Genomic DNA, 12385 nt, shown 5'->3' with positions numbered 1-12385 from the left:
GACTATATGTAGCTGTGACCAGCCGTGAGATGGCGAACATGAAAGCACTATTTGAAGAGCTGGCAGGTCTCCCGGTCGGGCTTAAAGTCGGCCTTGAGCTTTTTGTGAAGGAGGGGCCGTCTCTCCTTGAGGAAATCAGGGAAGCCGGTTTTCCGATGTTTCTTGACCTCAAGTTTCATGACATACCCTTTACAGTCGCTGGCGCGGTAAGATCCGCATGCTGCTACGAGCCAGAACTTATTAATATCCACGCTTCCGGTGGATTCGAAATGATGAAAGCGGCTGCCGATGCCGTAGAAGGTAAAACAAGAATACTCGCGGTAACAGTTCTGACAAGTCTATCGCCTGAAGATCTTTGTTTTCTCGGTTTCGAAGGAGAACCTGCGGATCTTGTTGAAAAGATGGCAGTGTCAGCGAAGAGAGCCGGTATTCACGGTGTTGTATGCTCTCCCCTTGAAGCCGCCATAGTAAGGGAGGCGACAGGTCCGGATTTCCTGATTGTAACGCCGGGCGTAAGACCTTCGGGAGCATCGAAGGATGACCAGAAACGGACGGCAACTCCTTTTAACGCAATCATGGCTGGCGCAACCTCTCTTGTTGTGGGCAGACCGATTACACAGGCTGATAATCCTCGCGGAGCAGCCGAATCAATCCTCGATGAAATCTCACAGGCTCTGCACAATCGGTAAAAGTTGAGCCGAAGGAACGGGCTGCTCAGGGCAGGGATACTGGCCGCTTCAGCAATTTCAGCAAGCCTGTTCATACTCTTCGGAATTGACGCAATCGCTTCGCTGCCAGTTCATTCAGCTCTAAAACAAATCGATTCATCCGTCTCAATTGGTGATTTCAGTATTACGTCAGGCGTGCTTCTGCTTGAGGACATCAGATTTCCCGAAAAGGATTTTTTCGTACGGAGAGCAGTGATATACTGGAGTGGCAGCCCATTTAATCCCCGCGTTGACAGTATTCTGGTGCATGGTGGAAACTGGAGAATTGGCCGAAGCAGCGGCACGGATGTGAACCCTTCCAGCCGAAGGGACATTCCCCCGGGAAGGTTCGACAACTTCGAAGTAGTAAGCAGCAGCGATACGGCAGTTATATCGGGTTCTTTCTCCGGTGGACTTTCTGGAGATTCGCTGCAGCTGATGGTGGAGACCAGCTGGGGAATGGGCAGGGGAAAAGTGTTCATCGGTTCACAAAAGGACAGTATTCATGTTAACTGGTTCCGTTGCGACAGGCTTCCCGCAGGTCTTATAAACGTGCCTGAAATGCTCCGGGATTTGGTGTTTGAAGGTTGCGTATCTGCTTCCAGAAGCGATCATCTATCCGCAGAAGGGCTGATAACCGAAGTTGATGGCGAATCGGCGGAGGTGTATTTTGAGCTTAACGATTCTTCGGGTTCGCTGGAAATATGTCTCTCCACCGATCTTTCAAACGTCAGAGATGTCCTTGTTGCCCAGTCCGCTGCTCTTCTGGGTGATATTTACATCGATTTTGATCCTGCAGGATACTTCACTATGGAATTCACGGATTTCGATACTATTGGAGTATCCGTTAATGCCATGCTTGATTCCATCAGGATGTTTTCACCAGGCTTGGCTGATGATACGGTGAATACCGCTGCGGCGCTGAGATTCGAAGGGATGGTGTGTGTCAGCTCATGGGATGTGCGTATCGATTCGGGTACTGTTGTTTTCGGAAACCAGCAGGTGAATTTCGAATTGAATGGCAGCTTCGATGAATACCCCAGACTTTCGCTTCGACTCTGGAGCGAATCCCTTTCCGGTGAGGATATCACATCATCGGTTCCATCTGAACTCCTCGGCAGCCTGGAAGGACTTGAGCTGGGAGGAGAGGCTTCATTTGATGTTCTCGTAGTGCTTGACTGGGAAACTCCCGACAGTTCTGATTTTCAGGCTATTGTGGATGTATCGGATCTTAGTGTCCAGGCCAGCCCAATCTCCATAGGTCAGCTCAGAAACAGGGGGTCCTGCCTTATGCGTGACAGCTGGGGCAACCGAAGGAGAATATATCTTGATACACTTGAGAATCAAGAATTTGTGCTTTTCGACTCACTTCATCCATCCTTTGAGGGGTTGCTCAGGTGTGCTGAAGATGCCACTTTTCGTTCCCATAGTGGTTTTTGCCTTTATCACATCAGGAATTCAATTCGGGCGAACATGAAAAGCGGTAAGTTTACCAGGGGAGGCTCTACGATAACCATGCAGCTTGCCCGGAACCTATTCCTTGGCAGGGAGAAGACCTTCGCGAGGAAAATGCAGGAGGTATTTCTGACCTGGAGGCTTGAAGTGTATCTTTCCAAGAACAGGATGATCGAAATCTACGCTAACATTGTTGAACTGGGACCGGATGTGTTCGGTTTCCAGGAGGCTGCCAGATACTATTTCAGCAGGGATTTTCGGGAACTCTCAACAAGGCAGGTAGCCTACCTGGTCTCAATACTGCCGGGTCCGTCCCTTTACTACAGGTATTTCAGAAACAACAGCGTGCCGCTATGCTGGGAAAACTACCTGGACAGACTGATAAACATCTCGGAAAACAGAGGCTGGATCGATCCGGACTCAGCCACCAGGGCCCTGGCAGATTCCATAATGTTCAGAGGAATTTAGGGTCAAATCTTTACTCTTGACACATTAGGGCAGATTGCGAGCATTGGGGTCAAATCTTTCCTCTTGACACATTAGGGCAGATTGCTCCTTTCAGATAGTTTTTCATCAATTGATCCCCTGATAAAGATGTTTCATCCGGCTATGTTTCCGATTGATGGTGCTATTTGTCAAGAGTAAAGATTTGACCCTAAATTCCTGGTGCTATTTGTCAAGAGTAAAGATTTGACCCCAATGCTCTTGGTTTTCAATGCTGGTGAGAGATGCATATTGGGAGTATTATTGCTAGTATACGTTTAGGTGTATTTACAACTCGATAACAGGGGGTTGATATGGGCGAAGTTAAGGCTGTTGAACTCAGACATGATGGAAAAACCTACAGGGCAGGCAGCAGAGAGATATTTTTCAGATGGGCACGGGAACACAGAATTTCAATCGATGACAGTTACAGGATAGCTGGAACGGAGAGATGGATACCCGTATCCGCCAACAATGAGCTTAACATTCTGCTTGATCCGGAAAACTGGTGGAAGATCAAGATGGGTGGAAAAACCTACGTTGCATCCGACTGGGATTCCATTGTTCAATGGGCGAAGGATGGCAGGCTATCCGTCGATGTTCAGATCGAAGGCCCTAAAACGCCACCCGGTGGAATACTGGGCAAGGCTTCTCCGGAACTCTCACCCTATCTGCGGGAATGGGTGCCCGATGACCCCAAGAAAAAGCCGTTAAGGGTTCGTTTTGACGGCAGAACTTTTATTCCGGGTGACATGAATAACCTTAAAAAATGGATTCAGGAATCAAGAGTTCCAATGGAGGCCTATGTTTCAATTCAGGGCGAAGACTGGCAACTGGTGACGGAGTGCGGGTATTTTGAAAAGGAACTGTGGCCCACAGAAGCCTCTCTGGTGGCGGAAAAACCACCTTCAAAAGCTGCGGGAACTGAACCGCCAATAACTGATGACGTGTCGGAGCCTCCAGAGACTGACAGTCCCGAACGGAGAGAAGAAGCCGAAGCTAAGGATACGGTAGAAACCGTTGATGACACCACCGGTATCGAACAGAAAAAGCCATTTAAAATCACTACAGCTTACGGTGAGGATTACGTTTTCACGGATCCCCAAGAAGTTCTTTCTCTTCTTAAAAGAAAAAGAGTTAACAGCTTCGATGAAATCAGGCATCCTGATTTGCCGGATGGCGCTATGTTCATCAGTGAATACCTTGAGGAGTATATGCCGTCCAGTAAATCAACCGTCATTCTTATAATGCTTACAGTCCTTTTTGGAGCCGCAGGTGTCGCGGCCATAGTATTCCAGCAACAGGAAGAACAGTGGATGTTCATTGGCGGAATTGCCTCTCTTGTTATAGCACTGGTACTTCTGATCCGGTTAATCTGGAAGAAATAGGATGAAGATCACCGATCTCATCGCTGCTACAAGAGATGGCATCAGGATCCCTGAAATCGATATCTACGAATTCGCGGCAGCGATAGGTTCGGGCGAAATCCCTGATTACCAGGCTGCTGCCTGGCTGATGGCCGCTTACATAAAGGGTCTTCAACGGGATGAAACCGTTGCTCTTACCCTTGCGATGAGGGACAGCGGAACAATTATCAAGTGGAGCGAAGGCCTTCCTCTTGCCGATAAGCACAGCACCGGCGGTGTGGGTGATAAAGTATCACTTATTCTTGCCCCGCTGGCCGCAGCGGCCGGACTTAGAATACCGATGATAAGCGGAAGAAGCCTGGGGCATACAGGGGGTACTCTGGATAAGCTGGAATCGATTCCGGGAATGAACGTTCAGTTACCCCTTGCTGAATTTGTTGAGCTGGTTGAAAAAAACGGAGTTGCCATGAGCGGCCAGACCGATGAACTGGCTCCCGCTGACAGGAGGCTCTATGCTCTGCGGGATACTACTTCCACCGTCACGTCAATTCCCCTTATCAGCGCCAGTATACTATGTAAGAAACTGGCTGAGAATACCGATGTACTTGTGTTCGATATAAAGGTAGGTAAAGGCGCTTTTATGAAAAATCTCTCTCAGGCGGAAGAACTTGCCGGGGAGCTTACAGCGATTTCACGGGATATCGGTGTAAAGGCGGAAGCCCTTATCACATCCATGGATTATCCTCTTGGCATGAAAACGGGCAACGCTCTGGAAGTACAGGAGTCACTTGACGTTCTGGAAGGCAGAGGGCCGGATGATATAAGGGAACTGTCGGTAAGGCTTACCGCTTCTATGCTATGCCAGGCTTATCCATCCCGTTATGACGATACAGAATCGGCGGTAAGTTTTTGCGAATTACTGATAGCGAACGGTTCTGCACTGAGTAAATTCGTTACAATGATAGAAGCTCAGGGCGGTGATCTTGAGGCCTTCGCGTCCCTCCGGGAAGCGCCTGTAAAAAGGGAGGTTTTAGCATCACGTTCAGGTTACTGGAATGGAATTAACGCTTACGTAATTGGAGAAGCCGTTCGAAACCTCGGAGGGGGAAGATACAGCATGGACCAGAAAATACAGCCGGATGTTGGCTGGGAACAGCTTATCCCGGGTGGTACAGATGTAACCGAAGGTGATATACTTGGGCTGGTACATGCCGAATCCAGGGAAGACGCGGAAACAGCATTGGAAAGAATCTCGGACGCAGCTGACTGGGATCAGCCTGCTGAACCTCTTGTCAGGAAAGTGATATGAAAACCTTACCTAAAATAGATATGAACACACTTCCGAAAAATCTGCATGACGCAGGGATACTGTCGGATAATGGATTCGAAAGATTATCCAGGTACGATGACATTACCGACGATAACCTTCTGGGAATAATTGTTGCCCGTGGACTCGTTCCCGAGGAACTCCTTTACAAGTTCCTTGCCGGCCTTGTCGGACTTCCCTACAAGATCCTTGATCCTCTTGAGCTTGACTATCAGGTTGTCACAGACCTCCTGCCGGGGGCATTCGCCCAGAAGCACCACCTTGTAGTATTCGATGAGTCTGACAATTCCCTGAAAGTGGCTACAAGCAACCTTGTGGACACAAGACCGCTTGAGGACCTGGTTCATATGCTGGGCAGGGATATAGAGCTTTTCGTAGGGAGGCCGTCTGAAATCGCGAGGGTTATCAGGCAGTTTTACGGGCTTCACGGATCAATCACCGCAGCTGTCAAAGAGATGGATTCGAAGAACGGAGTTGATCTCGGCAATCTTGAGAGATACGTGTCCAGTGAAACAGACAAGAAAGTCGAGCCTACTGACCGTCCGATTGTAAATGCCGTCAACCATCTTCTGCACTACGCCTTTGAGGAAAGAGCCAGCGACATACATCTTGAACCCCACAGAAAGGGAACAGTTGTAAGACTCAGGATAGACGGAGTTCTTCACGACATCTACAAGATTCCCAAGAAGCTCCACCTGCCTATTCTGTCACGGATCAAGATGATAGCAGGGCTGAATATCGCTGAGAAAAGAAAGCCGCAGGACGGCAGGATCAGAACCCACTTCGAGGGAAAGCCCGTTGAGATAAGGGCTTCAACCGTTCCGGTTGCATTCGGCGAAAAAGTTGTTCTGAGAATTCTTGATCCCGCATTACTTATGCAGGATCTTGGGATGCTGGGTTTCGATAACGATGATCTGGTCAGGTACAGGCATTCAATAAGCAGGCCTAACGGACTCATTCTGGTTACAGGACCAACCGGCAGCGGTAAAACCACTACTCTTTATTCATCACTTACTACTCTGGCTACCAAAGAGAAGAATATCACCACCATTGAGGATCCCATCGAATTCGTCACCAACGAATTCAACCAGATAGCCGTGCAGCAGGCAATTGATCTGACCTTTTCCACATCACTGAAGTATATCCTCAGGCAGGATCCTGATATAATCATGGTAGGGGAAATTCGCGACAAGGAAACAGCAAAAAGTGCAATGAGATGTGCCCTTACAGGCCATCTGGTTCTAAGCACTCTTCATACGAACGATTCCGCTTCCGCCGCCATAAGATTGATAGACATGGGAGTACAGCCATATCTTCTCTCCACGACCCTTGTATCGGTGGTAGCGCAAAGGCTCGTAAGAAGAGTATGTGAAAAGTGCTGCGAGGAATACACTCCCTCGCGGTCACTGCGTGAATCCATAGGTCTTGAGGACGGTGTTGTCCTGAAGAGGGGCAAGGGCTGCAGAAACTGCCGCGGTACCGGTTACAAGGGGCGAATTGCAGTATTTGAAGTTCTTGAAATGACCGAGGAGATACGCAATTCGGTTATGAACGGGGCATCCATTGATGAAATCCGAAGGACAGCGGTGAAACAGGGGATGACAACCCTTCATACCAATACTCTTTCAAAGGTTCGCGAGGGGATTACAACTCCGGAGGAAATGTTGAAAGTTACATTGGGGGTCGAATGAAAAACCCGGTATTAATAAGTATTCTAGCCTTGATTCTCTTAACCATTGCCTGTGGAAATGAGCCTGCTCCTGTAAATACGGACACCGGCGATATTGTTGTTCCCGATGTTAGCGATTCAGTGATAGTAATGCCCGATGGCCCTATGGAAGTGGCTCTTGACTTTTCAAACAGACTTGGAATGAATAATCCCGGATGCTTCGAACTTATTACCGAGGAATTCGCTGATTCACTTCCACTTGACAGCCTTTCCCCGCAGCAGATCTTCGGAAGATGGAGGGCATTTGACGCAGGCGGCCGCCTGACAGCGATTCAGGAGAACTTTGAAGGCAGAAGAACTTCCTATTACTGCACCATCAGAAGAATGGAAATGCCCGCAATAAACCGGATCGATTTTTTACTTTCCGATGATGCCTGGCTTATTGACGGGTTCGGAACGGAGCTGCCCCAGGATATCGAGGATTCACTTACGATAGAGCAACTGGCGGATCTCGTACTTCAATACCCTCATGTCAGAAGGGAAATGCACATTGTCAGAATGCTGTACGATGACTGCGTTATGGATTCAGTTCATAGCTTCGCATCCCTTAATGCCGCGATTGAATCGGGCACGGATTTCCGCGATTTCATCCTCGACCTTCAGCCTGAGAGCTATTCCGTGCTGGCAGTAAGCAATATCAGAAGATCAGCTAAATACCAGATAATGAAAGATAGAACTGAAACAGGTTTTGCAGGCCTTCCACCCGACCTGATAACCCTCGTAAACATTTGGAAGGAGATGGCTTACATCTCCAAATCCGTTTTAAGCCAGCGCCATGAAGCGATGCAGGGGCTTTACTCTGGAGGTATCTGGAACGAGCCGGACATATCGGAAGAGGAAGAACGATTGGCTGGATTCCGGGAATTTTTCCTCTCACTGAGCGATCTGGTGGAAGCCAGGGATTCATTGTCCCGGACATATCCTGTAATGCTGACTTCCGGTTCCAATGAGCCGCTGGCTCAGATGGAGATTGATCTCGATCCTCATCAGCTCGAGCAGAAGATGGACAACGATATTGGAGTTGCAGTCTGGAGGGCTCTGGCAGTAGAGCTAAACGGAGATAACGATCCTGAAAGAGTGATTTACTGGGCAGGTAATCTCTACATGTTTGAAGGTACACTCTCAGGCTACAGGCTCGTATGGAGAACCTATGAGAATTACGAGAGCGATTACCACGCTGATTTCATCTCCCAGCCTTCGGGGAGGCGGGGCTGTCGCGAAGTGACCTTTACCGGAGTTGAGGGCGGGTACGAATATTTCCTCGGTTATTCCGATGAGGGAGCCCCGCTATTCAGAAGGATTCGAACCATGGATGAAGATACATCCCTGACTGGGGAACAGATCTGATGAAGAAAAAGGTAATTGTAGTTCTTTACTGGCTTTCTCTGGCAGGTATTACAGGGCTGTTTTTCAGCATTGGATTTGCCTACAGTGTTTACGGAAACTGCAGTTCAGCTTTCAGTGAAGCCAGAGGCAATTTACTTGTCGCCGGTCTTCGGGGTCATGAACCTGCATCCGCAACCCAGATATACGACAGCAGGGGTACTCTTATGGCCACGGCCTGCGTTGAAAACAGGTACCCCGTTACGCTGGAAGAAGTCTCGCCCTGGGTAATCAATGGCTTCATCGCTACCGAAGACAGAACTTTCTACGAACACAACGGGGTAAGCTACAGAGGTATAGCAAGAGCGGCATTACACGATATAAGAACCGGTGAAAGGCACGGAGCTAGTACAATTACACAGCAGCTCGCGAAGGGGCTTTTCCTGGTGCCCGATCAAACCATTCAGAGAAAAATCCAGGAAGCTTTTATCGCTATGGAAATCGAACGGCAGTTCGATAAGGGTGAGATCCTTGAGATGTATCTGAATCAGATCTATTTTGGTTCAGGCGCTCACGGTATTGAGGCAGCTGCCAGAACATATTTCAACGGTACAACAGCCGCGGAGCTTTCCCTTGCCGAATCGGCGATGCTCGTGAGAATGGTTAAGAATCCGAGCGGTTTCAACCCTCTGCAGAATCCTGAAAGGTGTATGATCCAGAGGAACGTAGCACTCCAGGTGATGGCCAACGAAGGGTACATTACCGAAAGGCAGGCGGAAGAAGCCATAGATACTCCCCTGTTCGTGGAAATTCACCGTCCCGAGATCGAGCAGGAATGGAATTATTTCTCGGAGTACGTCCGGAAATACCTGGTGAACAGGTACGGCTGGGCAGCCGTTTACGAACAGGGCCTTACCGTATACACAACCCTCGATCCGGATATGCAGGTTAAGGCTGAACACGCGTTGGACAGCATTCTTACAGAGAAGGAACCTGTCTGGGATTCCGAGACGGGTGAGTTTGTCAGCAATTCTGAAAGGCTCAGATATGAAAGCTCCTACGCTCACTGGCAAGCTGTGCGGGATACAACTTCGGGAGCTCCCGGCTACATACAGGGAGCCATTGTAGCGCTGGATCCCACTACAGGATTCATTAAAGCCATGGTTGGAGGACGGGATTTCCTGGACAGTGAATTCAACCGAGCTGTTCAGGCCCGCAGGCAGCCCGGCAGTTCCTTCAAACCTTTTGTCTATGCCGAGGCTATAGAACAGGGTTGGTCCCCCGGCAGCATTATCCTTGATCAGCCTGTTGTTGTGGATATGTCACCAGGTTCCTGGCGCCCCAGGAATTACGATCATACATTCCACGGCATGGTCACGCTCAGAACGGCTCTTGCCCGTTCCTTCAACGTTTCCGCCGTTCGTCTCGGTATGGCGGTTGGTGTTGAAGCCGTTGCCGCGAGAGCAAGGGCAATGGGGCTGACCTCGAGGGTCCCGATAGTCCATTCGCTTTCACTTGGCAGCTGTATGGTCAGCCCCCTTGAGATGGCTCAGGCATATATTCCTTTCGCCACGGGAGGCCTGGGAAGGGATGCTGTAGCCATCCTCAGAGTTGAAGACAGATACGGCAACATTCTTGAAGACAACCAGACCCCTTCCTCCGGAAGGAGGGTACTGTCCGAGACAGGAGCATATCTTATAAATTCCATTCTGCAGTCGGTTGTACGCGAAGGCACAGCTGCTGGAAGCAGATGGTACTGGGGAGGCCCCTTCTCGGGAAGGAGAGCCGCCGGGAAAACAGGAACCACAAGTGATTACGCGGACGCCTGGTTCGTTGGGTTCACACCTGATATTGTTACCAGCGTATGGATAGGATACGATAATCATGTTATAAGAATGAGGCTGCAGAACGGCAGGGGGCAATCGGGAAGCAGTATTGCTCTTCCTGTATGGAACAGTTTCATGAGGGATGCTCTCAGGGATATACCGGTTGATTCGACGGTAGCATTTCCGGGCCCTCCCGATAATTCCGTTGAAACCGCGACCATCTGCACCATTACAGGTAAACTCGCCCTCGCATCATGTGGAGAATACGCCAGGCAGGAGGAGTTCTGGAAGGGAACCGCCCCGCAACACTACTGTACTCTTCATGATTATTCAGACGGAGCATTCCTGCCGGACACGACACTTCCCGATTTCACGGAATTTGATATGAATTACACTAATAACGGAGAAAACTGATGCCACCTATCTGGTTTACCATAATAGCTTTCCTCATTATGCTCGTTCTATTTCTGGCATGGCGCCTCGTCCGATCACGCGCCTGGAAACAGATCCAGCTTAGAAAAGCCGCCAAACTCGCGGCAGTTGGAAAAACAGACGATATGCTCGATTTCCTGAAGAGGAATATGAAAAAGAAGGATGTTTCAGACCCCCTGACCAATGCGCTGGTTTATTTTTATATCAAAGCCGGTCAGTACGATGAAGCAGAATTGATTATCAAACAGGCGATTGAAAAGGGAGACGACAGTGGCATGGCCCTTGCGCAGCTCGGTTATGTCGCGGGTGGCAGGAAAGATCATAAAAGGGCCGAAGAACTGTACAGAGAAGCTCTGAGCCGCGATGATTCCCTTAAGCCAACAATGAACATGAACATAGCTGGTATGCTCATCGAACAGGGCGAGCGGCTCGATGAAGCTGAAGAGCTTCTAACTGAAGCCCTCGAACTGAGGGACGGTTCGGCCAGAAGCGGCATCCATGCAAACCTCGCCATGCTCTACCTAAAGAAGAAGAAACCCGTTGAGGCAAGAGTCCAGGCGATGACAGCGTACGAACTCATCCCGGCGGGAAGCATCATACTGAACAGCAGCAGGGCCAACGCCCTGGCCCTTGCCTCAAGGGCATGCGCCATGCAGGGAGAGAAGGACGAATCATCGAAGCTTGCCACAAAAGCCCTCAAGCTCATTGAGGACATTCCGGGCATGGACAGGCTTGCTCAGGAACTGAAGCTCATGATAAAGAAAGTCAGCCCTTCCACGGAGAAGTGATTCCTTGAAAAAAACGATTTGGTCACTCATCCTGGCTATAGCTGTATACACGGCTATTGTATTCCTCTCCGACGCAAAGGCAGTTGGCGATGCCATATCCGGTATTGCCCTTTACTGGATACCCCTTTTCCTGTCGCTTTCGTTACTTAACTACCTGCTGAGATTCTTCAAGTGGCACTATTTCCTGGGAAAAGTAAACGTGCATATCCCGTGGAAGGAAAGCCTTTCGGTTTTCATTGCTGGTTTTTCGATGACAGTATCGCCCGGTAAACTCGGCGAACTCCTGAAGTGTTACCTTCTGAGGGACCGCAGGAACATTCCGGTCTCTAAAACATCACCGGTTGTTGTAGCGGAACGGATAACCGACCTGATAAGCATGATATTCATCGCCATCATCGGGCTTCTTCTTGTTCAGCACAAAGGAGCGATGATAGCGGTAGCCGCAGGAATAGTCTTCGTCCTTGCGATAATGATTTTCCTGCTCTGGGAGAAAGCATTCGGATTCCTCACCAATATCCTCTGCAGGATAAAACCGGTTGAGAAGCACCGCGAGAACTTCGAACAATTCCACAAAAACTGCTCATCACTCCTTGATATCAAAAGTCTTTTAATTTCTGTTCCGCTTGGAATCCTGTCATGGGGCGCTGAGGCCCTTGTGCTGTGCCTTGTAGCCATATCACTTGGAATCGAGCCGGCGCTTCCGGTTGGCCTTGCCCTGCTCGCTCACTCGGCGGGAACCATCGCCGGAGCTGTCTCAATGATACCAGGCGGCCTCGGCCTTACCGAAATAACCATAGGAGCCATACTAACGGGCGCGATGTCAGAACCCGACGCCGCGGTAACCACCCTGATCATGCGCTTCGCCACCCTCTGGTTCGCGGTACTGCTTGGAGTAATCGTACTTGGAATAATCAAAAAGAAAAGCAGGCACCGCTGAGCGGCACCTGC

At 49.6% G+C, this 12385-nt stretch carries 9 protein-coding genes; all 9 read left to right on the top strand.

The window, feature by feature from the left end; all coding sequences use genetic code 11:
* The coding region (pyrF, locus tag K8S15_00375) for an orotidine-5'-phosphate decarboxylase (protein MCD4774488.1) at positions 1-689 on the top strand (689 nt) is incomplete at its 5' end.
* 3 nt (positions 690-692) lie between these two features.
* Positions 693-2630: a transglycosylase domain-containing protein gene (locus K8S15_00370; GenBank protein ID MCD4774487.1), complete on the top strand. Its 1938-nt coding sequence runs from the start codon at positions 693-695 to the stop codon at positions 2628-2630.
* 329 nt (positions 2631-2959) lie between these two features.
* Positions 2960-4033, top strand: coding sequence for a hypothetical protein (locus tag K8S15_00365; protein ID MCD4774486.1), 1074 nt, complete (start codon positions 2960-2962; stop codon positions 4031-4033).
* Between the two features lies 1 nt (position 4034).
* Positions 4035-5321, top strand: coding sequence for a thymidine phosphorylase (locus tag K8S15_00360; protein MCD4774485.1), 1287 nt, complete (start codon positions 4035-4037; stop codon positions 5319-5321).
* Complete coding sequence (locus K8S15_00355; GenBank protein ID MCD4774484.1) at positions 5318-7030, top strand: GspE/PulE family protein; 1713 nt, start codon at positions 5318-5320, stop codon at positions 7028-7030. Before K8S15_00360 ends, K8S15_00355 begins: the two co-directional genes overlap by 4 nt.
* Positions 7027-8415 (top strand): hypothetical protein, encoded by a 1389-nt coding sequence (locus K8S15_00350; GenBank protein MCD4774483.1) that lies wholly within the window; start codon positions 7027-7029, stop codon positions 8413-8415. Before K8S15_00355 ends, K8S15_00350 begins: the two co-directional genes overlap by 4 nt.
* A complete protein-coding gene (locus K8S15_00345) occupies positions 8415-10631 on the top strand; it encodes a PBP1A family penicillin-binding protein (protein MCD4774482.1) in 2217 nt (738 codons plus the stop codon). Before K8S15_00350 ends, K8S15_00345 begins: the two co-directional genes overlap by 1 nt.
* Positions 10631-11437 carry a tetratricopeptide repeat protein gene (locus tag K8S15_00340; GenBank protein ID MCD4774481.1) on the top strand — a complete coding sequence of 269 codons (807 nt, stop codon included), beginning with the start codon at positions 10631-10633 and terminating at the stop codon, positions 11435-11437. The genes K8S15_00345 and K8S15_00340 overlap by 1 nt, the downstream gene beginning before the upstream one ends.
* 4 nt (positions 11438-11441) lie before the next feature.
* Positions 11442-12374 (top strand): flippase-like domain-containing protein, encoded by a 933-nt coding sequence (locus tag K8S15_00335; protein ID MCD4774480.1) that lies wholly within the window; start codon positions 11442-11444, stop codon positions 12372-12374.
* The last annotated feature ends 11 nt before the right edge of the window (positions 12375-12385 follow it).

Origin of the sequence: Candidatus Aegiribacteria sp., assembly GCA_021108005.1 — a bacterium.
Lineage (GTDB): Bacteria > Fermentibacterota > Fermentibacteria > Fermentibacterales > JCC-6 > Aegiribacteria.
Note: the sequence above shows the minus strand (reverse complement) of the source record. Positions and strands in the feature narration are given on the sequence as shown.